19 protein-coding genes, 1 rRNA gene, 1 pseudogene and 1 riboswitch are annotated in these 24,416 nt (G+C 51.1%); of the genes and pseudogenes, 4 read left to right on the forward strand and 17 right to left on the reverse strand.

Annotated features, from left to right (window positions below; genetic code table 11):
• The 7 genes from ACFQNG_RS10520 to ACFQNG_RS10550 all read right to left on the reverse strand — a co-directional run.
• A 16S ribosomal RNA gene (locus ACFQNG_RS10520) occupies positions 1 to 242 on the reverse strand; the annotation flags it as partial.
• 344 nt (positions 243 to 586) lie between these two features.
• Positions 587 to 1,720 (reverse strand): peptidase MA family metallohydrolase, encoded by a 1,134-nt coding sequence (locus tag ACFQNG_RS10525; protein WP_379864883.1) that lies wholly within the window; start codon positions 1,718 to 1,720, stop codon positions 587 to 589.
• 102 nt (positions 1,721 to 1,822) lie between these two features.
• Complete coding sequence (locus ACFQNG_RS10530; protein ID WP_417498501.1) at positions 1,823 to 3,121, reverse strand: NCS2 family permease; 1,299 nt, start codon at positions 3,119 to 3,121, stop codon at positions 1,823 to 1,825.
• A 44-nt stretch (positions 3,122 to 3,165) separates the two neighbouring features.
• Positions 3,166 to 4,704, reverse strand: a complete 1,539-nt coding sequence (guaA, locus tag ACFQNG_RS10535) for a glutamine-hydrolyzing GMP synthase (RefSeq protein ID WP_379864885.1) — start codon at positions 4,702 to 4,704, stop codon at positions 3,166 to 3,168.
• 119 nt (positions 4,705 to 4,823) lie between these two features.
• Positions 4,824 to 4,925, reverse strand: a riboswitch (purine riboswitch).
• Positions 4,926 to 4,950: 25 nt separating this feature from the next.
• Complete coding sequence (locus ACFQNG_RS10540) at positions 4,951 to 7,155, reverse strand: transglutaminase-like domain-containing protein (RefSeq protein ID WP_379864886.1); 2,205 nt, start codon at positions 7,153 to 7,155, stop codon at positions 4,951 to 4,953.
• Complete coding sequence (locus ACFQNG_RS10545; RefSeq protein WP_379864887.1) at positions 7,142 to 8,314, reverse strand: DUF58 domain-containing protein; 1,173 nt, start codon at positions 8,312 to 8,314, stop codon at positions 7,142 to 7,144. The genes ACFQNG_RS10540 and ACFQNG_RS10545 overlap by 14 nt, the downstream gene beginning before the upstream one ends.
• Positions 8,315 to 8,324: 10 nt before the next feature.
• The gene (locus ACFQNG_RS10550) at positions 8,325 to 9,299 is read right to left on the reverse strand and encodes an AAA family ATPase (RefSeq protein WP_379864888.1); all 975 of its coding nucleotides are present in this window, start codon (positions 9,297 to 9,299) and stop codon (positions 8,325 to 8,327) included.
• Between the two features lie 240 nt (positions 9,300 to 9,539).
• On the opposite strand from ACFQNG_RS10550, the gene namA reads away from it, so the two are divergent.
• On the forward strand, positions 9,540 to 10,559 hold the full coding sequence (gene namA, locus ACFQNG_RS10555) for an NADPH dehydrogenase NamA (RefSeq protein ID WP_379864889.1): 1,020 nt from the start codon (positions 9,540 to 9,542) through the stop codon (positions 10,557 to 10,559).
• 109 nt (positions 10,560 to 10,668) lie between these two features.
• Here namA and ACFQNG_RS10560 read toward each other — a convergent pair whose 3' ends face one another.
• Entirely contained in the window at positions 10,669 to 11,568 is a 900-nt protein-coding gene (locus ACFQNG_RS10560; protein ID WP_379864890.1) for a cation diffusion facilitator family transporter, read from the reverse strand.
• A gap of 245 nt (positions 11,569 to 11,813) precedes the next feature.
• Between ACFQNG_RS10560 and ACFQNG_RS10565 the strand changes: the two genes are divergently transcribed.
• Positions 11,814 to 12,767 carry a phosphotransferase enzyme family protein gene (locus ACFQNG_RS10565; RefSeq protein ID WP_379864891.1) on the forward strand — a complete coding sequence of 318 codons (954 nt, stop codon included), beginning with the start codon at positions 11,814 to 11,816 and terminating at the stop codon, positions 12,765 to 12,767.
• Positions 12,768 to 12,829: 62 nt separating this feature from the next.
• Here the strand turns inward: ACFQNG_RS10565 and ACFQNG_RS10570 are convergent.
• From ACFQNG_RS10570 to ACFQNG_RS10610, 9 genes and pseudogenes are all read right to left on the reverse strand, one after another.
• A pseudogene (locus tag ACFQNG_RS10570) lies at positions 12,830 to 12,958 on the reverse strand (M23 family metallopeptidase); the annotation flags it as partial.
• On the reverse strand, positions 12,931 to 13,281 hold the full coding sequence (locus ACFQNG_RS10575) for a hypothetical protein (RefSeq protein ID WP_379864892.1): 351 nt from the start codon (positions 13,279 to 13,281) through the stop codon (positions 12,931 to 12,933). The gene ACFQNG_RS10575 and the pseudogene ACFQNG_RS10570, both read right to left, overlap by 28 nt.
• Positions 13,259 to 13,699 (reverse strand): hypothetical protein, encoded by a 441-nt coding sequence (locus tag ACFQNG_RS10580; protein ID WP_379864893.1) that lies wholly within the window; start codon positions 13,697 to 13,699, stop codon positions 13,259 to 13,261. Before ACFQNG_RS10580 ends, ACFQNG_RS10575 begins: the two co-directional genes overlap by 23 nt.
• 160 nt (positions 13,700 to 13,859) lie before the next feature.
• The gene (locus tag ACFQNG_RS10585; RefSeq protein ID WP_379864894.1) at positions 13,860 to 14,882 is read right to left on the reverse strand and encodes a murein hydrolase activator EnvC family protein; all 1,023 of its coding nucleotides are present in this window, start codon (positions 14,880 to 14,882) and stop codon (positions 13,860 to 13,862) included.
• 183 nt (positions 14,883 to 15,065) lie between these two features.
• Positions 15,066 to 16,106, reverse strand: coding sequence for a murein hydrolase activator EnvC family protein (locus ACFQNG_RS10590; protein ID WP_379864895.1), 1,041 nt, complete (start codon positions 16,104 to 16,106; stop codon positions 15,066 to 15,068).
• Positions 16,107 to 16,285: 179 nt separating this feature from the next.
• Positions 16,286 to 17,923 (reverse strand): chaperonin GroEL, encoded by a 1,638-nt coding sequence (groL, locus tag ACFQNG_RS10595; RefSeq protein ID WP_379864896.1) that lies wholly within the window; start codon positions 17,921 to 17,923, stop codon positions 16,286 to 16,288.
• A gap of 68 nt (positions 17,924 to 17,991) precedes the next feature.
• On the reverse strand, positions 17,992 to 18,276 hold the full coding sequence (gene groES, locus ACFQNG_RS10600; RefSeq protein WP_379864897.1) for a co-chaperone GroES: 285 nt from the start codon (positions 18,274 to 18,276) through the stop codon (positions 17,992 to 17,994).
• Positions 18,277 to 18,458: 182 nt separating this feature from the next.
• Positions 18,459 to 18,842 carry a glycine zipper domain-containing protein gene (locus ACFQNG_RS10605; RefSeq protein WP_379864898.1) on the reverse strand — a complete coding sequence of 128 codons (384 nt, stop codon included), beginning with the start codon at positions 18,840 to 18,842 and terminating at the stop codon, positions 18,459 to 18,461.
• Positions 18,820 to 19,212: a hypothetical protein gene (locus ACFQNG_RS10610; RefSeq protein WP_379864899.1), complete on the reverse strand. Its 393-nt coding sequence runs from the start codon at positions 19,210 to 19,212 to the stop codon at positions 18,820 to 18,822. Before ACFQNG_RS10610 ends, ACFQNG_RS10605 begins: the two co-directional genes overlap by 23 nt.
• A 147-nt stretch (positions 19,213 to 19,359) precedes the next feature.
• Here ACFQNG_RS10610 and ACFQNG_RS10615 point away from each other — a divergent pair, with 147 nt between their 5' ends.
• Together ACFQNG_RS10615 and ACFQNG_RS10620 are read left to right on the forward strand one after the other, a co-directional pair.
• The gene (locus tag ACFQNG_RS10615; protein ID WP_379864900.1) at positions 19,360 to 24,120 is read left to right on the forward strand and encodes an HAD-IC family P-type ATPase; all 4,761 of its coding nucleotides are present in this window, start codon (positions 19,360 to 19,362) and stop codon (positions 24,118 to 24,120) included.
• 26 nt (positions 24,121 to 24,146) lie between these two features.
• Positions 24,147 to 24,401, forward strand: a complete 255-nt coding sequence (locus ACFQNG_RS10620) for a hypothetical protein (protein WP_379864901.1) — start codon at positions 24,147 to 24,149, stop codon at positions 24,399 to 24,401.
• Positions 24,402 to 24,416: the final 15 nt, after the last annotated feature.

Genomic DNA, 24,416 nt, shown 5'->3' on the forward strand with positions numbered 1-24,416 from the left:
CAACAAGCTAATGCGCCGCGGGCCCATCCGTAAGTGGCCGAAGCCTTTTACTCCCTCTCCATGCGTAGAGGGAGATTATCTGGTATTAGCACCGGTTTCCCGGAGTTATCCCAGTCTTACGGGCAGGTTGCCCACGTGTTACTCACCCGTTCGCCGCTAGGGTCCGAAGACCCCCGCACGACTTGCATGTATTAGGCACGCCGCCAGCGTTCATCCTGAGCCAGGATCAAACTCTCCGTTAAAGGTCTTGGCGCTTTGGCGCCAGACTTGAGGTTTGAGTCTATGCTCATGTGCAACACACAAAGTGTCACATCGAATTGACAGGTCACGTTCACTCTTTAGTTTTCAAGGAACACTTCATTCTTTAGTGTCGCTCTCGCGGCGACGTATTCTATCTTATCATTTACCCTTTCGCTTGTCAACATCTTTTTTAGATGTGATAACCAGTTAAGCTTGAAAAGGGGTCGCCTCAGCGACGAATCTTAATATAACAAGAACCTCTCATCATTGTCAACTCTTTTTTTTCATCATGATATTTCCCTAACAGACGCCGCGATGGTTCCATCACTCCCCACTCCGCCACAGCTTAAGCCGACTCCCCTACCACTCCATCGATTCTGCGGCCAAAGGCTCGTTGCCATGCGTTTCTTGTCCGTTGATTGATTTCCCTCATCTTCTCGCTGCTGTCTACATCGATATACGGATACTTGGCCAATTCTTTCAATAAGGATTGAACACTCTGTTCCCCCCATCGTTCCACTACCGTTTTAAACGAAAGATAAGCATTGAGGTAGTATTGTTCCGCTTCCTCTGACGACAATTTCTCCAACTCGGCCCGCTCCAACTCGACCAGGGTCATCCGCCGCTCAAGCTGGCCAAGGTGATGCTGTACCATCAATCTGGGCAACAAATGCGCTTCATAGTACATCGCCGCCCCTTCCTGCAACCAGTAAGCCGCATTGTCATTCGATAGCTCACTTACCATCTGATGCGTGAGTTCGTGTACCAAACCGGCGGCGAAGAGGCGATCTTCCCCCCATCCGCCGATGAACTTAATCGACTGATTGGCTTCATGCCATCCCCCTGCCCATGTTGGCAGCGATGGTTTCACAAATTGGCGAAACACGTCTGGGCGGTCATATAATTTGACCACGACCTCTTTTGTTGTCCATCCCAAGCGTCGGTGCAGCCGCTCATAAGCCCGCTCCAAGGTGCGCAAAGCCAACTCCGCTTGCTGTTGCAGCGATGGATGCGTGTAATAAACGGTGATTCGTTGTTTCTTCAGCACGTGAAAAGCCAAGTCCGCATCTTTCCAACCAAGCCTCGTTTTTTTCAGCAATAACGGATATTCAAACGAAATGGGACGCTTTCCCATACGATAATGTTGTTGAACTTGGATGACCGCGGTTTGTTGGTCGAGCTTCTTCACTTTTTTCATCCGCAACCGAAACGATCCTTGCTCTATCGTGCGGACCGCATCTTGGAACCACCTTTTTTGTTCATGAAGATAGGCCTTTTTCCGCGGATCCAACGTTTCTCTGTACTCGGGCCACTTCTCTTCCCGCAATGCCCACTCCTTTTGCTCAAGCACTGCTTTCATTTCTTCCAACTCTTGTCCCGACACGGGCACCGGCGCGGCTCCCACCGATGGCGCCTGCCAAATAGCGGCCGCCAGCAAACTCCACAACCCCAACCATAGGACCTTCATTCGCGTTCTCATCTTTGTTCACCCTCCATCTTATCCTTTAAGATGGCGAGTTTGCCCCAAATTTAAACAAAAAAAGCCTCCCCCGAATTGGAGAGGCCCCGTCACTTGGACACTTCACAGGAAAATAAACCGCAGGATAAAGACAACCCCCAACACATAGACAATCGGATGTACCTTCTTCCCTTCTCCCGCAGCCAACTTGCATAGAGGATACAAGACAAAGCCAGCGGCGATGCCGGTCGCGATGCTGAAGCTGAGCGGCATCATAATCAGAGTGATGAAGGCCGGGATCGCTTCCGACATGGAGTCCCATTCAATGTTTCTCAGATTGCTCGCCATCAGCACCCCCACGATGATCAACGCCGGCGAAGTAATGGCGGATACGGAAGCGAGCGTCTGGACGATCGGGAAGAAAAATAACGCCACCGCAAAACAGATTGCCGTCGTGACGGAAGTCATCCCGGTTCGGCCTCCAGAAGCCACACCCGCTGACGATTCAATATAGGAGGTGACGGTTGACGTGCCAAACAGCGCACCCATCATCGTCGCGATGGAGTCGGTGATCAGCGCCCGACCCGCACGCGGCAATTTGTTATCTTTCATGAGGCCCGCTTGGCTTGCCACCCCCACCAAGGTGCCGGCATTGTCGAAGAGGTCGACAAACAAGAAAGCAAAGACAATGGTGACAAAGCCCAATTCCAAGGCACCCATCACATCTAGCTTCAGGAAGGTCGGCGCCATGCTGGGCGGCATCGCAAACAGTTTGGTCGGCACAGCGACTTGCCCCGTCACCATGCCGACAATGGCGGTGGACAGCATGCCGATGAAAAAAGCCCCCTTCACACGGCGCACCATCAAAATCGCGGTGATTAACAAACCGAACAAGGTTAACAAAATCTCAGGCTTTTTGGTCAAGTCGGGATTAATCATCACATACGTCGCTTCCGAAGGGAGGATGATCTGGGCATTTTTGAGACCGATAAAAGCGATAAAAAGGCCGATTCCCGATGACACCGCATATTTAAGCCCTGTCGGAATGGAATTGATGATCATTTCCCGGATTTTCGTCACGGTCAATACAAAGAACACCGCTCCAGACAGAAATACCGCACCCAACGCTTCTGTCCACGGTACCTTCAGTCCCAACACAACGGCAAACGCAAAATATGAGATCAACCCGATTCCTGGCGCAAGCGCAATCGGATAATTGGCCACAACTCCCATCAGCAACGTCCCAATGCACGCGGATAAGGCCGTCGCCACAAAGACTGCGCCGAGATCCATGCCTGTTTTGCCGAGGATCGATGGCGCCACCAACAAGATGTACGCCATCGTGAAAAAGGTGGTTACCCCAGCGAGGATCTCTGTCCGAAGATTAGTTTGGTGTCCATCAAAATCAAAGTAGCGCGCCAATCCTGTTGCAAGCTTGGACATATGAGATCACCTATTCTTCCCTATTATTCCCACTCAATCGTTGAAGGTGGTTTGGATGTAATGTCATAAACCACACGGTTAACCCCATCCACTTCATTGACAATGCGGGTGGAAATCTTCTCCAACACATCATAGGGGATGCGGGCCCAATCCGCCGTCATTCCATCAATGGAGGTCACCGCGCGAATGCCCACCGTATATGCGTAGGTGCGCACGTCGCCCATCACGCCCACACTTTTGAAGTCTGGCAACGCCGTAAAGTACTGCCAAATTTCACGGTCCAAGCCGGCTTTTTTAATCTCTTCTCGCAGGATGGCATCCGACTCGCGCACGATCTCCAATTTCTCTTCGGTCACTTCCCCGATCACGCGAATCGCCAGTCCCGGACCTGGAAATGGTTGCCGCCACACGATTTCCGCCGGCAAGCCCAACTCTTCCCCCACTTTGCGAACTTCGTCTTTGAACAGGGTGTTGAGCGGCTCGACCAACTGCATTTTCATATCTTCCGGCAAGCCACCCACGTTATGGTGGGATTTGATGGTATGTGCCGTCGCCGTACCCGACTCGATGATGTCGGTATACAGGGTCCCTTGTCCCAAAAAGTGATGATCGCCAAACTTGGCAGATTCTTCTTCAAAAACGCGGATGAATTCGATGCCGATGATTTTGCGTTTCTGTTCCGGATCGGAAACACCGGCCAGTTTCGATAAGAAACGCTCACGGGCGTCAATTTTGACCAGGTTCATTTTGAAGTTTTCCCCAAAGGTCTCTACCACGCTTTCCGCTTCGCCTTTACGCAAGAGGCCATGGTCTACAAACATGCAGGTGAGCTGGTCACCCACTGCTTTATGGATTAAAGCCGCCACAACGGAAGAGTCCACCCCACCGCTTAATGCGCACAACACCTTTTGATCGCCGACTTGTTCGCGAATCGCTCTCACGCTATCTTCAATAAACGTTTCCATGCTCCAGTTGCCCGCGCATTCGCACACTTCATAAAGAAAATGCTTGATCATTTCATTCCCGTTGACGGAATGGCGCACCTCAGGATGGAACTGCACCGCATAGATTTTAGCGGTTGGATTGCTCATCGCGGCAACCGGCGCCGAATGCGTCTTTCCATCAACACGGAAGCCCGCCGGCGGTTCCACGACCACGTCGCTATGGCTCATCCATACGGTTTGCGTCGCATCCAATCCTTTATACAGGACGCTATCGGAAACGATTTCCAGTTCCGCTTTTCCATATTCCCGCTTGTTGGCACGGGATACGTTGGCGCCGAAATGGTGGGCAATCATTTGCATACCGTAGCAAATTCCCAATACAGGAATCCCCAAATGAAAGATATCCGGGTCACACTTGGGGGAGTTCTCATCATATACGCTATTGGGCCCGCCTGAAAAAACAATCCCTTTTGGATTCATCTTTTTCAGTTCCGCCGCCGTTGTCGTGGGGGGCAACAATTCACTGAACACCCCCAGATCACGGATTCGGCGGGCGATTAATTGGTTATACTGTCCTCCGAAGTCGAGAACAACTACGCGTTCTAATGGCTTCTCCATAAAACAACCCCTCTTTTAATAAATCTCAGGTACAAAAAAACCCGGGCGACCCATACCGCTACTCCGGCGATATGGACCCCGGTTCCCCGATTTCTTCATCATGAAGAAAATATAAGGCTTCCCGGCGACCTATCCACCGTAGTCCAGCCATTTACGGTAGCCGGGTAGAGACGTTTAGGCCCTATTCCTAAACATATACGGGTAGGCAACAACCAAAATTCATCATATCAAGCAGTTAAAAAGCGGTCAAGGTTGCAGCCGGTTAACCATGATTTTCCACAATGATCGCCAAGTCAACGGAATCGCCTGTCCCTCTTCGTTTGCCCCATATCTCCTTTGTTCATACCAATGAATTAACAACTTCACCCCTTGGTCCACTTGCGGATCGATTCCCATTTTCCTTTCCCAACCCTGGCGCAAAGTAAGGCCCGTTTGGTCGCTCCACTCTTGATTCAACCGCCCATACAGTCGATAGCCCACCATCAACCAACCCATGCGGAGACAAAGGAGACAGGCGATCCATAAAAAGAAGCGACGTTTCCACCAAACCGCCCCAGCCGCCCCCATGACAAGAAGAAGAAGTCCTGGCCACAGCCACCGCCCTTGCCCCTTTGTCCCAAACGGATGGGAGGGGTCATGGGTCGAGTTGTCCTCTTCAAACAGACTCAGCTGATTGTTTGTGGGCGAAGGGAGACCCGGCGTAGCCGGAGTGTTTTGCGGCTTTTCCCCATCCGCAATCCGGTTCGTCGCTTGCTCGCGTTCCTTGGCTGTCGGATTGGTGAAAGTGGGTGTCGGCTCAAACGGCAACCATCCCACACCGGGAAAATAAACTTCCACCCATGAGTGGGCGTCCTTGTTGCGAACGGTGGCTTGGTAGCGGTGGCTGACGGCGGAATACGAAAGCTCCCCCGGAGCAAACCCTTTGACCCAACGGGCGGGAATCTGGTTGGCCCTCAAGAGGACAACCATCGCAGTGGAGAAATGATCGCAATAACCCACTTTGGAATCAAACAGGAAGTGGTCAACAAAGTCTCTCCCTTCAGGCAGGGTCGGCACATTGGACAAATCGTAACGATACGTTTGATTCCATTTCAAATATCGCTCAATGGCCACAGCTTTGTCATACCAATTATCGGCGTCACGCGTCACTTTCTTCGCCAAGGATAAGACGCGTTTCGGCATGTTTGGGGGAAGTTGGAGGTGGGCTTGAATATATTTTTTCTCATCCGGCGACACCCAATGCCCTTGGCGGAGTTGGTCTTCATCGATTTCGGGCACCTCAGTTGCCATGGTTACCCTTGTCCAGTTAATGGATGATTCGATCTCAACATGCGATTGATAGAGAACCATTTCCCCCTTCGCTATAATCACCCCGTTAGAGAAAGCGGGCTTGCCTTCCACCGTTTGCAATCGGGTCAATTGTCCAGGCACAAACAGGATGTTGCCCATCGGTTTGGCGGCAGTGATGCGAACCTGTTGTTTGCTCGTGGTTAAGTTAAAAAAGAGATTGCGGAAAATAGCAGAAGCGGGGAGGTGTTCCAGGGAAAGCGGCGTTTTTCCATCCGCATGCACCCACCGGTTTCCCGTATAAATTTCCTTGCTTTCCCCACGCCAATAATAAGGCGTATCCATCTCCGCGCGGAAGACGATGCGCATGTCTTGTTCCAACGGGCCGCCCAGTGTGACCTCATCCCGGCTGTATCCGGCTTTCTGCTTGCTCGCCGCCATGTGTCCTTGCGGCAGGTAGCGCGTCAAATCCAACTCCCAAGTCGACGGGACTTTCGGCATCAGCCACGCAAACAGCCCCAACAACAGCAACAAGCTCCAACTCCACCGCCACCAGCGAGCGGGGAGGCGATCCCATTGCGGCAACTCCGCCAACATCCGCTCCGCCTTTAACCGCATCGACAAAAGCAACAGCCACAGGCAAAGGCGAACCGGCGCCATCCCCACATCCAGATCGGTTCCGAAATCCACGAGCACAATAAACAGAAACGAAAAACAAAAAAGCAGCAGTCGTGGGGTGCGGCGGAAAAAGCATCGCGTCCATCCGACACTGATCAACCAAAGCAAGAGAAAAAAGAAAAATGAACGAATATGAGGCAGATAATCCAAGGAAAACATAGCGGTCCACTGCCAGTTGGCCAGTTCTTGCGAAAGGTCCAAAAATATCTGATAAAACCATCGCGGATCACGCAAAAAGAACGAAGAGTAAAACAGCATATTCAACAAGCAATAGATCAGCGGCAAACAGAGCGGAAATTGCTTGATGAGCGAACGTTTCCACAACTGCAGCAAGGAGAAGCAGCAAAAGCCGATAAAAAACAAAGGAATCCCCACCGTTCCCGTCAATCCCGCAAACGGGGCGAGCACCTCCAAAAAGGTGAAACATGACGCGAGGAGAATCCAGTGAATATTGTTCGACCTGACCATCTCATCATACTTGTCCATGCCATCCCCTCCTTCCCACCTGCCACTCTTGGCCTTCGATCCACACATCCCAAATGGGGATGGGGGCGTCTCTCTTTATCTGCCCATGTTGCCTCCATGCAAGTTGGAGAACGATCACTTCCCTGTGCCGCCTCCATTCCATCATCAAGCGGAGAAATCCCTCATCCGGCTGGGGAGTGATCGCGACCAACGTGGATCGGATTGGGAAGCTGAGTCCCCGCCAAGCCATCAGTCCGCCCTCCCCATCCGCTTTCACATCCACCAATCGATCCATCAAAGAGAAAAAATGCGGTTGAACCGATTCGGCTTTCATCACATGGGGAATGGCCCCCGTAAAAGCAACCGTCACGGGAAGGTGGTTGTGTAACCACTCGTGGCTCAGTGAGGCGACTGCCGAAACGCCCCATTCAAACACGTCATCAGGAAGTCCGCAATACGCTTCTGCCCGTTGGTCGAGCAAGATCACGACTTGCTCCGTCGCCTGGTTGTCCACCCGTTTTTTCACTTTAAGCCCTTGCCCACGGGCACTGCTCTTCCAGTCTATCTCCTGCAAGCGGTCTCCTGGCTGGTAAGGGCGCAAGCCGGTGACGACACTCGCATCTTCCTGTTGATGGCGCATATTCATCCGCCTGCCCTGACTGAACGGAAACAGGGGCACAGTGAGTGATGGGAAGCGCGGGTAGACGACAACGGTCTCTTGTTGTGGGTGGACGACTTCCCGCTCCATAAACCCAAACACATCCCCGACTCGGCATTGGATCCCGTGAAATCGATACCGTCCTCTTCTGGCATGATATACAGAGTAAGATTCGGTCTGTTCGCGAGAAGAGGTGAGCAAGAATCCTTTCTGTTCCTTGCTTGAGGCTTGGGCTGGCGTATAGAGATCATAAATCATCACATCCACCCAAGGCATCCATCCTGTCCGCTCGACGGTTAATTTAACCTCAAGCCGATCCCCGGCCACGCATCGCTGAGTGGACAAGGCCCGTTGCACCCGCACCCCACGCAGTCCCATGAATGATCCGATTCCGGCATAACCCGCCAGTCCCAAGAACATATAGAAGAAAAAGCCCGTTACTTTCCCGCCATACCACCAGTACAAACCACCCCACCCCACACTCAGCGCAACCAACATCCACCAGCCCTTATTCTGCCTCATCTTCTTCCCCTCATTTCGGCGCGATCGGCACGGGAATCCCTTGCAGCAATTGAGTGATCAAACGAGAGGCCGACTTCCCTTGCAAGCGCGCTTCCGTATGGAGAAGGAGCCGATGCTCCAATACATGCGGCAACAGAAACACGATATCGTCCGGCAAGACATAATCCCTACCCTGGATCAATGCCCAAGCTTGGGACGCCCGGAACACCGCAAGGCTTGCCCTCGGACTCGCCCCCAAATAAATGTCTTCATGGTTCCGGGTCGCTCCCACCACTTGCACGATGAATTGGGTGAGTGAAGGTTCCACCTTTACCCGGGGCACCTCAGTTTGCAGCTTGAGCAAATCCGCTTCTGTCCACACTTGCTCCAACTCAATCAAGGGATGTCCCAATTGGATGCGCTTAAGCATTTCCACTTCTTCGGTTTGGCACGGATAACCCAGTCTCAGCTTAATTAAAAAACGGTCTAACTGCGCCTCTGGCAAGGGGAACGTTCCTTCATATTCGATGGGATTCTGCGTCGCCATCACAAAAAAGGGAGAAGGCAATGGATAAGTGTGACCGTCAACCGTCACATTTCCCTCTTCCAACGCTTCCAGCAAAGCGGCTTGCGTCCTGGGCGAAGTGCGGTTTATTTCATCCGCCAACACCACTTGGGACATCAGCGGTCCCGGACGGTATTCAAAGTCGAGGGTTTTCTGGTTAAAGATCGACACCCCGACCACATCCGACGGCAGGAGGTCAGGTGTAAACTGAATCCGTCTAAATTGACAACCCAGGGAACGAGCCAACGCTTTGACCAGCATCGTTTTGCCCACTCCCGGCACATCTTCCAACAGAACGTGGCCTTGGGCCAACAAGGCGGCGATGCTTAGCCGGATCGCTTCTTTTTTTCCAACCAACACTTTTTCGATATTTTCGACCAATTTATTCACCAATGGATGTCCTTCGTCCCAGCTGAAGCGGTTACTCTCTTCTGTTGTCATTGGTCTCCCCCACTCACAGTGAATAGATCAAATCTTAATATTATTATATCTAAACAGAATAAAAGATCGACACTTACACCAGTGCTGCGCTTCGACGTTTTCACCACAGCGCAAAGGCTTTGTCGTTCCTTATCGGATCATCATCAGGTTTAAAACCATTCTAATTAAAGGTAATATAATAGAGAAAGATAAGCCACATTCTTTTTGTAATGAAAAAAGGCAACAAAGGTGGATGGACCCATGTCATTTCTCTTTCAACCGTTTAAACAAAAAGAGGTAACCTTGCCCAATCGCGTTGTCTGCTCCCCCATGTGCATGTATTCAGCAGGCGATGACGGAAAAGTAACCGATTGGCATATCATCCATTACGGTACGAGGGCGGCGGGAAAAGTGGGATTGCTGATGCTGGAGGCGACCGCGGTCGAGCCGCGTGGACGCATCAGCATGAAAGACTTAGGTCTATGGTCTGATGAGCATATGGAAGGATTCAAACGGATTGTCGCGTTTGCCCAAGCGCAAGGAAGCAAAACAGCGATTCAATTGGCGCATGCCGGCAGAAAAGCATTTGTTGATGAACCGATTCTCGCCCCCAGCGCCAGTCCGTTCCGTCCAACTGACCCGATCCCTGTGGAGATGGGACCGACCGAAATCGCTCAGGTGATAGAAGCGTTTGCCCAAGCGGCTCGTCGCGCCAAGCAGATTGGCTTTGACATCATTGAGATCCATGCCGCGCACGGCTATTTGCTAAACCAGTTTTTGTCACCTTTAGTCAACAAACGGACGGATGAATATGGTGGCGATCTGATCGGCAGGGCGCGCTTGCTGGGAGAGGTCATCCATGCCGTCAAAGCGGAATGGGGAACAGCACGTCCTCTCTATGTGCGCATTTCCGCTGTCGATCATCATCCCGATGGGTTCCAACTGTCCGACAGCATCACGTTGGCACGGATGCTGAAAGAATGGGGAGTTGATCTGGTGGATGTCTCCTCCGGCGGGGCCACTCCCCATCCGCCAGCGCATGTATACCCGGGATATCAAGTCAAGTATGCGGAAACGATCAAACGGGAAGCGGGGATTGCCACTGGAGCCGTCGGCCTGATCACGACCGCTGAACAAGCGGAAGAGATCATCGCCAATGATCGAGCCGATTTGGTTTTCTTGGCGCGCGTGTTGTTGCGGAATCCGTATTGGACCATTCACGCCGCCAAGCAACTGGGGGTGGACTATCTCGGACCCCGACAATATGCGCGCGGCTTTTGACAAACGAACGCTCAGTCTCCCCATGATGGATGCTGGGCGTTTTATTAATCGCGAGCAAGCAGCTTCACCGCTTCAGCGAAAGCCGTTCACAAAGCGGTTTCCTCCGGGGTCACGAAGAAACCGTCTCTTTCGGTTGCTCAACGGGTTCCACATGCACATGAACATGGGCAATCCCCGCAAAGCCAATCAGGGTATCCTCGACCCGCTCCGTCAATCGATGACTCGCTTCAACCGACAGATGGGCATCCACGCCCACCGTGAGTTCCACAAAAACATGGGAACCTTGGTTGCGGGCACGCAATTCTTTCACTTCGCGAATCCCCTTGATTTGAATAACCCGTTCTTCAATCTGGCTGGTTCTTTCCTCATCAAACCCATCCATCAGCACATCAATTGCTGGTTTCCCCACTTCATATCCCGTGCGCAGGATCAGGAGCCCCACCACAAATGCGGCTAACGGATCCATCCACGCCCAACCCCAGTTGGTGCCGACAATCCCTGCCGCCGCCCCCAAACTGACAAACGCGTCTGACCGATTATCATGTGCCGCCGCTTTGAGCGCTTCACTTTTCGTTTTCCTGCTTAACGCAAAGTTTACGCTCGACACCAGAAACATGACGAGAGCCGCCAGCAGCGACACCACGAGTGCGTCGGGGTCAATCTTCTCCTGTCGTGTTTGCAGCCATGCCTCGATGGCGCCGATCCACACTTCCAAAGCAACTAATACCATAAATGATGCCGCCACTAACGTCGCCACCGTCTCCGCTTTGCTGTGTCCAAACGGGTGATTCTTATCTGCAGGCTGGACGGCCACACGCAAACCGATCAGGATCGCCACGGACAACAAAATGTCAGAGACATTGTTTAGCCCGTCGGCAAACAGCCCCTGCGATTTTGCTGTCACGCCGATCCAGCACTTGGTTACACTTAAGATGAGGTAGGAAAAAATACTGAGCCAGGCTCCTTTTTGCGCTTCAGCCGCTTGCTTGGCCTCAGGTAACTTAACCACTTTTATCCCCCTTCCCTTATTGGCCATTCTATGATAAGGAAGAGACCCCATCTTAGTCCAGAGAAACGTTTTTCACCTCATTTAGGAAAACTGAAAACCCCCATCAATGTTGGAGCAAGGAAACATTCGTGACAAATGCTTCAATCTTCCATGTTTTGCGATCCCCTATAATAGAAAGAAAAGGGTAACAATGTTATCATGGAAGAAGACTGATGACGATTGAACCGAGATAGGTGGGTTTATGCATGTGGAAAAAAGAATTGGTAGAAGAAGCATGTCGGAGATTTAAAGGGACGGTAGAGTCGCTCAAACCGCTCGGGGGATTTTATCGCAACGTATTTGAATATGAACGTGATGGGGAAGCGTGTGTGCTCAAGCTGATGCCCATCGCCACCAAAGATAAAAGCCAACTTCACTCTGAGTTAAAATGGGTGAATTTTTTACGTTCCCATGGAATCGCGATACCCAAACAAATCTTGTCAACGCGGGGACAATCGATTGAAACGATCATCGAGCTTCCCATTCCCTGTTGCGCGATTTCCTTCCGCAAAGGGGTGGGGAAACTGTTGAAAGCCACCAGCATCAATGATTGGAGCCCCTACGTGCTGCGCCGGATGGGACAGGTGATGGGCAAAATGCATTCCATTTCCCAACGGTTTTTGCAGCAGGAACAGACAACCACATTCGAGGAGTGGGACGAAGGGGAGATTTACTATCGCGACTGGTCTTTCATCGACCGCTCGATTGCCGACCGCTGGTCAGCCATGATGCAACGGGTATACCAATTCCCCAAATCCAGCAGATCTTATGGATTGATCAATAATGATTTCCATCACGAGAGCATTCTGATCAGCAGCACGGGGAACCCTATCGTAGTCGATTTTAATCGCGTCAAATACCACTGGTTTACATACGATATCGCGATTGTTCTCTTTCATGCATTGGAAACGATCCCAGAAGCAGAACATGAAGCGTTTAAACAGTTATTCAGCCAAGAATTTATGTCGGGTTACTTCCTGGAGAATATCCTTGAAGACGATTGGCGTGAGCAACTGGATTTCTTTGTGGAATTCCGGCTTTACTTTGTTTACTTGCACCTGATGATTCATCTGGATCGCGATTTTATCACCGATCATCAAGAGGAACGCATCAAACGATACAAAGAACGGATGGATCGCCTCGCATATCCCACGATGTGAAAAACAGAAGCTGTTGGCTGACTGGCCAACAGCTTTTTTACAAGATATTTGGCGATGCTCGCTCACCTGATATAAGGAGCGGGGTTTACGGGAACGCCATTTTTGTGCACTTCAAAGTGAAGATGGGGCCCCGTTGATTTCCCGTTATTCCCCACTTCGCCAATCACATCGCCCCGTTCCACCTTTTGCCCCCCACCACACCATCCTCGGCCACATAGATCGGCGTTCCCGTCTTGCGAGGGATGTCGATCCCTTTATGGCGATAACCGCGCCATTGGTTAAAGTTGGGGAAGAAAAAGCCGGGTGTGGTGGGATAAAATAAAATGCCTCCCGAGCCTGATAATTTGCGCTCTTGTTTCTCCAGATCTTTCAACTCATCTTGGTTTTTTTCCAACACCTGGCTCATCTTGTCTATTTCTTGCTTTGATTGTTGCAATAGCTGTTGTTGCTTTTGCTTTGTCTCCGCAAGCCGTTTTTGGGAAGCTTCAAGATTATGTCGAATCCGCAAATTCATTAAAATCCTCCAGATCCTGTTTCACGATGATTCTGATCAATTCATAACGGCGCAAAAAATCGGAAAATGAGTCCGCCATAACCAACTTGGCCAGGTGCGCATCCTCCCCTTTGAGATAAAGAGTGACCAGTTTGTGCATGACCTTATCTTCCACCCGTTTCAGTTGCTGCTGGTTTTCACCGTGTTGCTTTCTCAGTTTGGCTAACTCATTATCAAGCTGAATCGTTTTTTTGTCCAAGGCATCAATCACTTTTTTATGCTCATTGATCTCCGCTTCCACTTTGGCGATGTCCATTTTTTTCTGCTTTGCGTCCGTTCTGATCTGATCGATCTTCTGTTTGGCTTCCGTCGGGGTCACTTCTGCCCAAGTAAGTGGGCGGTTGGCTCCCGCCGAGGTGACCAGCAGTCCCGCTACCAATATGGGAATCGGTCATCCGCTTGCTCATTTTATTCTCCTTTGCTGTTTAATTCACACTTTTTAAATTAAACATAGACAACCTTATTCCTTTAGTATATATTTCCATTCCAGGACAAATATAAAAAACGCTGTCGGCTTTCTTGCCGACAGCGTGGTTGCACTATGAGATATACGGCTTTGGATTGACGGGTTGGCCATTCTTATGTACCTCATAGTGCAAGTGGGGACCTGACGAGCGACCGGCATTTCCCACCGCTCCAATCACTTGGCCTCGGGACACCCGTTGACCCGTGCTCACTTTGACCTGATAACTGTACATATGGGCATATAACGTCTCCAAGCCATTGTCGTGGCGAACGATGATATACCAAGCATATCCACCCGCATCATATCTCACCGATTTCACCACTCCGTCTTCCGAAGCGTAAATCGGCGTGCCGATCGGCCGTGGAATGTCCACGCCGGCATGGATGTGGCTGCCCCGATTCTGGCCGTAGTTCCAATAGGTTTTGCCCGGAGTGGATGGATAACCCAACACGCCGCCGCCGGCAAAGCCAAATTGGCCCATCAACTTCTCTTCTTCTTTCTCCAGCTGCTTCAATTCCTCCTTGTATTTGGCCATTTCCTTATTCATCGCATCGACTCTTTGCTTCGATTCTTTCAAGAGCTTTTCTTGCTCTTCTTTGGCCTTGATAATCTTTGCTTTATCATCTTCAAACTTTTGTTTGATTTCGTCATAACGCTTGAAGTCATTCACATCTTGTTTCACGATGATGCGAATCAGCTGAAATCGATTCAAAAAGTCGGAGAATGTATCAGCCGCCAAGATTTGGGCCAGGTATTCATTTTCCCCTTGAAGATAAAGGCGCTGCAGCTTTTTCTTCAGTTTCTGCTCAACGGCTTTCAACTCTTTCTCATTGGCGGCGAGCTCATTGTTCAATCGATTCACTTCTTGTATATAGGCTGACAATTTCTCATCCACTTGGGCCAGATCTTTCTTATGCTGTTCCAGCTTGGCTTCGACCGCTTTCAAATCCTCTTTCGTTTGCTTCTTTTCGTTCTTAACTTCATCCAGTTTTTGTTTCGTTTGCGAGGTGGCGGCCACAGCCTCATTGCGGTGGACTCCCCAAGACGATACCAGCAACGCCAAGATCATCAAACTGATCGGTAGTAGTCTTCTCATCATCTTCTCCTTCCACCCAGTGATTCTATTAGCATTTTAGCAAACTACTCAAAGAACGTCTGTTTCTTTCTTTCGATTTAAATTACGTTTTTATGTCTTTTAAAAATGAAAAACTGTTGGCACCACCCACCAACAGTCCACTGCACTCCACATATGAAAAGGACTCTGCCTGATTGTGACCATTTATCGAAGATAAGGCTTCGGATTCACAGGCCGGCCATCCTTGCGCACCTCGTAATGCAAATGCGGTCCGGAGGAACGCCCGTTGTTTCCGACATGGGCAATCAATTGCCCTCGCAACACATGCTGCCCCACGCTCACTTCCACTTGATATCGCCACATGTGCGCATACAGCGTCTCCAGCCCATGGGCATGCTGGATAATCACATAGACGCCATATCCGCCTTCATCATAGCGAATCGCTTTGACAACCCCCCATTCGGAAGCATAAATGGGGGTGCCGATCGGACGCGGAATATCAATCCCTTTATGGATATGGGTGCCCCGGTCTTGCCCGTAATTCCAATACACTTTGCCCCGGGTCGTCGGAAAACCCAATCTTCCTGTTCCGCCATGGAACAATCCCAGATACTTTTGCATGAGCCGCTCTTTTTCCCGCTTCAGCTTGGTCAGCTTCCCCTGTCCTTGTTCCATTTGCCTCGTGATGCGCTCCACCTGTTTCCTCGATTCATTGAGCAATGACAACTGCTTCCTCTTGGTCTCCATGAGTGACCGTTGTTTTTTTTCCAGGTCTCGCTTCACCTTCGTGTAGCGATTCACTGTAAGCATATCGTTTTTGACGATCAGTCTTAGCAATTGCAAGCGATGCAGGAATTGTCCAAACGAATCGGCCCCTACCAACTTCATGACATCCTTATCTTCCCCTTGCAAATACATGCGCGTCAATTTATGCTTCAACAAGGGCTTCACCCTGGCCAATTCCCGTTGCCGGGCATCAATCTCTGTTTGCAACCGGCCCATTTCCTCATCATAGCGACTAAGTTTCTCCTCGATCTTGGCGACCGACTGATTGTGCTTCGCCGCTTGTTGTTCCAATCGATCGAGCGCTGTCATCGTCTCTTTCGCTTCAAGCTGCACTTTATTTAACTTTTGCTCCACTTTATCATTCATCACTCTTGCCGCATCGACTGATGGCCCCTTGATTCCCCATGAGGCCACAACCAAGCTCACGACAAGAATCCACTTTCCCATCCGTATTTCCATCCAACTCTCCTCTAACCAACCATTTATGTTTTATTTTTACATGATTGGACGCGATTCCTTCTTTCGCGGCAAAGGATGAAATCGAATCGAAGAGTCAGATGGTACAGGAAATGGATACTTGCCAACGCAAAAGAAAACGCTCCTGTGAGCTGGTCACAGGAGCGAGGGTTTTGGGTAGCTTACATCATGCCACCCATGCCGCCCATGGCACCCATGTCTGGGGCCGCAGGTTTGTTTTCTTCCGGTTTGTCTGCCACTACCGCTTCGGTGGTCAGGAACATAGCCGCCACGGAAGCCGCGTTTTGCAATGCGGAACGGGTTACTTTCGCCGGGTCTACCACACCCACTTGAATCATGTTCACCCATTCGCCGGTGAGGGCGTTGAAACCGATGCCCACTTCTTCTTTTTTGAGGCGTTCAACGATCACAGAGCCTTCCAGGCCGGCATTGTGAGCGATTTGACGCACAGGTTCTTCCAAGGCGCGTTTGATGATGCTTACGCCTGTCTTCTCATCGCCGACCGGCAAGGAAGCTTCGAGGTCTTCCACCGCACGGATCACATTCACCAGAGCGGTACCGCCGCCCGATACGATTCCTTCTTCCACTGCCGCACGGGTTGCGTTCAATGCGTCTTCGATGCGCAGTTTTTTCTCTTTCAGTTCGGTTTCGGTTGCCGCACCGACTTTGATCACTGCGACACCGCCAGCCAATTTGGCCAGACGCTCTTGCAGTTTTTCCTTATCGAACTCGGAAGTGGTGTCTTCCAGTTGTTGACGGATTTGTTTGATGCGGGCTTGGATGTCAGCTTGCTCGCCGAAACCGTCGACAATGATGGTGTTTTCTTTGTTTACGCGAACTTGGCGCGCCCGACCGAGGGATTCGATACCTGTGGTTTTGAGATCCAATCCCAAGTCTTCGGTGATGACTTGACCACCGGTCAGGATCGCGATATCTTCGAGCATCGCTTTGCGGCGATCGCCAAAACCAGGTGCTTTTACAGCAACGGCGGTGAAGGTACCGCGCAATTTGTTGACTACGAGGGTAGCCAGCGCTTCGCCTTCCACATCTTCAGCGATGATCAAGAGCGGACGGCCTTGTTGTACGACTTTCTCCAGAACTGGCAGCACATCTTGGATGTTGCCGATCTTCTTGTCAGTGATGAGGATGTATGGCTCATCCAGAACGGCTTCCATTTTGTCGGTGTCCGTGATCATGTATGGGGAGATGTAACCACGGTCGAATTGCATCCCTTCCACCACTTCCAGCTCAGTGGTGAAACCTTTGGATTCTTCAACGGTGATTACTCCGTCGTTGCCCACTTTTTCCATTGCTTCGGCGATCAGTTTGCCGGTTTCTTCGTCGTTGGCGGAGATAGCGGCTACTTGGGTAATGGAGTCTTTGCCTTCAATTGGTTTCGCGATATTTTTGATTTCGGCAACAGCGGTCGCTACTGCTTTTTCGATCCCTTTGCGCACAACCATTGGGTTTGCGCCGGCGGCTACGTTTTTGAGGCCTTCGCGAATGATCGCTTGCGCCAATACGGTGGCGGTGGTGGTTCCATCCCCTGCCACATCGTTGGTTTTGGTTGCAACTTCTTTAACCAGTTGCGCACCCATGTTTTCAAAAGGATCTTCCAATTCGATTTCTTTTGCGATGGTCACCCCGTCATTGGTGATGAGCGGAGAACCGAATTTTCTTTCCAATACAACGTTGCGGCCTTTTGGTCCGATGGTCACTTTCACTGCGTTGGCCAGGGCATCCACCCCGCGCAGCATCGCACGACGAGCGTCTTCACTAAATTTGATATCTTTCGCCATGATCATTACGTCCCCTTTCCTATGTAGGGTATTGATTTATGTCAAAGCATCGCTTAGATGTTGTTTGATTACTCTACAACAGCGAGAATGTCGCTTTCGCGAAGGATGAGATATTCTTTCTCACCGTATTTCACTTCGGTGCCGGCGTATTTGGAGAAGATGACGAGGTCGCCCTCTTTTACCTCCAACGCGATACGATTTCCTTTCTCATCGATGCGGCCCGCACCGACAGCCACGATCCGCCCTTCTTGCGGCTTTTCTTTTGCGGTCTCTGGCAGCACGATCCCGCTGGCGGTTTTTTCTTCTTTCTCAACAGCTTCCAAAACGACACGATCACCCAATGGTTTGATCATTGTGATAACCCTCCTTCATATGAGGTGGTATGTGATAGTTTGGTGTTGTTAGCACTCATCTCGTTCGAGTGCTAACATCAATTATAATGATATTCATCTCGTTTTCATTTTTCAAGTATGTTGGCAAAAAAATTCCCAGCAAAAAAATAAGTCCACCTATCTCCATACTGTTACGCTCTTTCTCACTCTTTTATGCTTGTTTGATCGCCTTCCATGTTGTTGATCACGGACACATTCTCTGCCTTCACTTTGACAACGGGCTGGTTATAGACGATTTTCCCGGTGTGGTGACCCACATACCGACCCAACTGATCCCCCACAATTCCCCCGACAATCGAACCGATTGCCGTTCCTACACCCGGAAAGACCGCTGACCCCAGCATGGCGCCATATTCCACACCCATGGTGATCCCGACCGCGCTTGATACGTTTTCGGCCGTTTGCAGGGCGTATTCCTTCTTTTCCATCTTCCCTTTGCACAAGGCAACGGTGTCGCACACTTGGGTGACAAGTCCGCTGATCACTCCTGCCCAAAGTGCGCCGCTATTTTTCGTTACGATCTTCATGTTCATTTCCCTCCCTCTCATGATGATCCGGCGCCTGCGACTCTTTGTCCGCCGCCTCAAGCATGCCATGTTTCTCATCACTAACCTTGTGGTCTGTTTTCAAAACCGATGGTGATGGGAAGGCAGGAACGTCAGGCTCAGACACGGCACTTGTAAAATCAAACGCCATTTCTCCCTGTGCCATCGAAGGTTCGGCACGCTTCATCGTTTTTTTGAACTGATCTGTCACTTCCATTAAGGCGGCTGTTCCTTTCACTACCGCTTTGCGCACTGCATTTCGCACCGTTGGTGAACCGGCGAACAGCGCCACCCCAGCCACGGCAATCCAGCCCAGCGGCGATTTAACCGGCAACATTTTATTCCACTTCATGCTCATCCCTCCAACCTAATTCAACCTTTCTATGCACATTCTGTCCCAAGCTGGATGATTTATGTAAATCGATATAATGCCCTCCATACATATTTTGTACAAATCAAGACCAAATTACCTTTGTTATCTTTTGTGGGGTGATCGTAAATGAAACAGACAAAACAACGATACATCCGAATATTTCCTGGACATCTGCGAGCAGAAGTGGCCCATTTGCAGGACAATCCCACCGTGGCCCAAACGCTCGTGCGTGAACTGTCCACACTCGCAGGAGTTCAACAAATTAAACCCTGCATAACGACGGGTCGTGTGCTTATTCAATTTGATTGTAACCGCGTATCTGTGGAACAAATTTGCAATCAAATACAAACATTGGAGCAAACGTTGACTCCAACTTCGACCGGCCTGCCTCCTGCTTGTCATGTTTCAACCTCGGGGCGACAGGCACAGGCAGAAAAAGACATCCCTTCTGTCGAACCTGTCCTGTCTTCCCAAAAAGAAACAGTTGATAGCAAGGAGATTGAGACCCCAAAAAGATGCCCGGAACGGATAAACTCTCTCTCTTCTCTTATTGCCGGTTTGGATGAAGTGGCCGCCTCCCAGGAAGGGTCACTTCTGCCGATCTCGATTCCCGACTCTTTCCAACACCTTCTGGCGGAAGAACCCAATCCATCCACCCGACAGTTACCGCTTGGACTCGCCGTTACCCTGGGTGGCCTTGTTTTTTTGGGAGCCAAGCAGTGGCTGTTCGGCAAATCGGCAATTGCCCGTCATCCTGCTCTTTTCGCCTTATCCGGCATTTTGTCAGTGGTGACGGGCTATCCCTTTCTGCGCAAAGGCATTCGCGATTTAGGAAGCAAGCGCCATTGGAATGCGGACTTGATCCTGGGTACCGCTGCGCTGGGCCTGGGTTTGATGAGGGAAAACCTCCTCTCATTGGCTGGATTGGGCATTCTCCAATATGTGCACTGGAAGCGAGAACAGTCACTGGCGCATACCGGGGTTGATGATAGCGAGGCTTATCTTTCTCCGGAAATCAAGCGTTATGCCCAAAAGATGAGTAAGTGGGCTTTTCCGATCGCTGGAGCGAGTTGGGCCATCACCCGCGATCCGCTGGTTGGGTTAGCCGTGTTGTTGGCGATGAATCCGCGGCCAACGATCATGCCCACGATCGCCGCTTGGAAACAGGCCGAATCGGATCTCGCCGCGAACGGAGGAACACTTCCTGTTCACGGTAGCTTGGCCCAGTGTGCTCATGCGCAAACCGTACTGGTGGAAGATACTGCCCAGTTATTTGAAGCATCGGAACCGGGCTTGCGGATCCTGTCCCCCGCACAAGAAGAAGGGCGCCTATGGATGCTCGCCGCCTCCCTTGTGGCCAAAACCAAGCATCCCTGGCGGAAGGAAATGGAGGAACTCGCGCGACAAACCAAGCACACCACCCGCACGGCCTTTCATGTTCGGGAGGAAACAGACGGGATTTGCGGTGAAATTAACCAACAGACTTACTACTTGGGAACCTTGTCCTATATGCAAAAGCATCGCATCGCGATGGATCCCCTCTTGCTCAAGTGCAAACGGCTTCAAAAACAAGGGACGGAGCATGCGATCTTCGTGCGGAAAAAAGGAAACGATGTGGAGTGCCTTGGCATCCTGTACAAAGAAAATCATCCCCCCAGCCGCCAATTGCTCAGCCTGACAAAACATTTGCAACGGATGGGCCGCTCATTGGCGGTGTTGAATAACAGCTTGGGGATAGAAGCGCATGTCTTGGAACGGTTCCAAATTGATGCCACATGGCTCCTGTTGAACAAGCGGGAACAGTTGCAACAGCTTCTCCAATCTCAAAGCGAGCCAGTGCTGTTGGCACTCAACGATGTAACAGCCGATTGGACTGATCTCAACCTGCCATCGCCTATCATCACACAGGCCCAACTTAAAGGGTTGCCCGAGATGTTGGAAAAAGCCGACCATGTACAGCGACAAATCAATAAACAGTTTGCGGTGACGCGCTGGTTTAACCTCATCGGCGTCTGTCTGGCGATTCCGTTTAAAGTGAGTGCGATGATGGTCAATTTGTTGGCTGATGCCCTTTCGCTGATCTTTTTCGCCCGGGTCAAACCCGAATCCGCTTCACTTCCCTTTACCCCTGCGGCAGCGGAAGTTTCTGCGGCATTGGCAAAGGAAACGACGCCGCTTTCACCAACAGCATCCATCGATTGGCATGCGCTGAGCGTGGAAGAAGTGGTTAATTATTTTGGTGTAAACCCCAAATGGGGCTTGCATCCACAACAAGAGCAAGAGTATCGGCGGATGTATGGCAAAAATGCACTTCATCATCAAACCTCTCCCCCATGGTGGAAGTCGTATCTCGGTCAATTCAAAGAGTTCACCTCTCTTTTGTTGCTCGGCACCACACTGATTTCCTTTTTGACGGGAGACGCGTTCAATGGAGTGGCCATTCTGGCCGTACTGCTTGTGAACGCCGCAATCGGCACCATTCAGGAGCGCAAGGCGGAACAGGTGGTGGAAGCGTTAAATCAGTATCAGGCTCCTTCCTGCACCGTTTTGCGCGACGGCAAAGAGCAGGTAATCACTGGTGAAGAGGTGGTGCCCGGTGATTTGGTTTTACTGGAAGCGGGACATCGGGTCCCCGCCGATCTGCGTGTCATTGACAGCTGGAACGCCGAAGTGGACGAATCCATGCTGACCGGCGAATCGATACCTGTAGCCAAGCATTCCCAACCGCTTCCCGCATCGGCTCCGTTAGCCGAACGTGGAAACATGCTCTACAAAGGGACGGGTATTTCCCGTGGCCGGGCGATCGGGGTTGTGGTCGCCACAGGCATGGAAACGGAAATGGGCCACCTCATGTCGTTGATGAATGAAAGAAGCCAAGAAGCGACGCCTCTGCAACAAGAAGTCGCCTCCATCAGCAAAACCTTTGTTTTGGGTGCGCTGGGCATTGCCTTGGCCATCTTTGGTGTCGGTCTGTTAAGGGGTAACCCGATTCTACAGATGATTCCCGTCACCATTGCGCTTGCCGCCTCGGCCATTCCCGAAGGGCTTCCCGTGACGGTAACCATCGCCCTGAGTGCGGGCATATTCCGGATGGCCAAAAAACACACGCTGATCCGCAAGCTGTCCACATTGGAAACACTGGGCCGGGCAACGGTGATCTGCACAGACAAAACCGGCACGCTCACCAAAAATGAAATGACCGTCAGAAAGGCGGCCACGCTCTCCCATACGTGGGACGTAACGGGAGAAGGGTATCAACCACAAGGGGAGTTGGTAAGCGAGACATCCCATTCACCCGAGGCGGAAGCGGATTTGTCCAAATTGGTGCAGGTCGCAACCCTCTGCAACAATACCCAGTTAATTGAACAAGATGGCACTTGGACGATTCAAGGCGACCCAACGGAAGGTGCCTTACTCACTTTTGCTCACAAGACGGGCGTCTCCATTGGTGATCCCACTTGTTGGCGCCGTGAACATGAAATCCCGTTTGATTCGGAAACGGCGAAGATGAGCGTGGTGTGTCGCGAAGCCGACAAAAAGCAAGACAAACTCTGTTATGTGCTGACCAAAGGTTCGATTGAGTCGGTATTAAAGCAATGTGCGTTTGCGCAAATCAATGGCCAGGTTGTTCCACTTACAGAACAGCATAAGCAGCGGATCGCCAAGCTGAACGAAGCATGGGCCCAGGACTCCTTGCGGGTATTGGCCTTCAGCTATCGCCCAATCGATTGGGATGGAAATCGAGATGGGATTGAGAACGATTCCATTTTTGTCGGTCTCGTCGGCATGATCGATCCGCCCAAACCGGGAATTGACTTGGACATTCAGCAGGCCATTCAGTTGGGCGCACGCCCCGTGATGATTACAGGCGACCATCCAACAACGGCCTATGCCATCGCCAAAGAGATTGGACTGAGTGAAGAACCGCTCATCATGACAGGCAATGAGTTGGACCGGCTCACCGATGAAGAGCTTAAGGAACGGATCGGCCACATCTCCGTCTTCGCCCGCGTCACGCCTGAGCATAAATTGCGGATTGTGCAGATGTACCAACACTTGGGGCATATTGTGGCCATGACGGGGGACGGCATCAACGATACGCCGGCCATCAAGCAAGCCAATGTCGGTATCGCCATGGGGCAAACCGGGACGGAAGTCACCAAAGAAACCGCTGATATGGTGTTGGAAAAGGATGATTTCGGCTCGATCGTTGAAGGAATCAAAGAAGGGAGAACCATTGTCTCCAACATCCGGCAAGCGTTAGGCTGCCTCTTAACCGGGAATCTGGCGGAAATTCTCGTCACAGGCATTTCTGTCATTACCGGACTCCCACTGCCGCTCATCCCCATCCAAATTTTGTTGATGAATTTGCTGACAGATGCCCTTCCGGCCATGGTATTGGCCATGAACCCAGATGGCAAGAATCAGAAGCGGGAGCTGGGGCGCATTGCAGACCGCTCGCTGTACGCGAAAGTCCTCCTGAGTGGGACGTTGTTGGGAGTTGGCTCTTTGGGCTTGTTTATTGGCAGCTTGGCCAGCGGAATCCCGTTGCCGATAGCGCAAACCATCGCTTTCTCTGCTTTGGTGGTCGGTCAACTGGTGCAAACCTTCTTCTGGCGCAATCAACAATCCGACCACGCAGGAGGATGGATGAAAGACCGGTTCCTGCTTGGCTCGATGGCCGTTTCAGCTTTGGCTTTACTCAGTGCCGTCTATCTGCCTCCGCTGCAAGCATTTTTCCACACCGCTCCATTGACGATGTCACACTGGGGCAAAATCTTACTGATGACTTTGGGAGTCGCGGGGATATCAAAGATCCTTTACCCCTTTCTTAATCGGCCAGCTTCCCCGGCTGGCCCCCCTATCCTTCAATCACTCGCTGCTTAAGCAAGCACGTACGGGAGGTGTTCATATTGAAATCGCAAGCTGAAAAGTGGATTGTTGCCGCGGCATTGGCCGTGGCCTTACCCACACTGTTGCCCATCTTCAAAAAAACGGCTGGCCCGTTGATCAACCAGGGTAGCCAATGGATCAAACACACGGGGAAACAGGCCAAAATCCTGTCAGTCAAACTAAGGCATGAATTGGAAGACATTTGGTTGGAAGCGCAGGTGGAACGCATGCAGAAAAACCGGAGCAGAAAATCCTCCAGCCAACTCTATATATAACCGAAGGGAGTCACA

The organism is Laceyella putida (assembly GCF_042665195.1).
Taxonomy (GTDB): Bacteria; Bacillota; Bacilli; order Thermoactinomycetales; family Thermoactinomycetaceae; genus Laceyella; species Laceyella putida.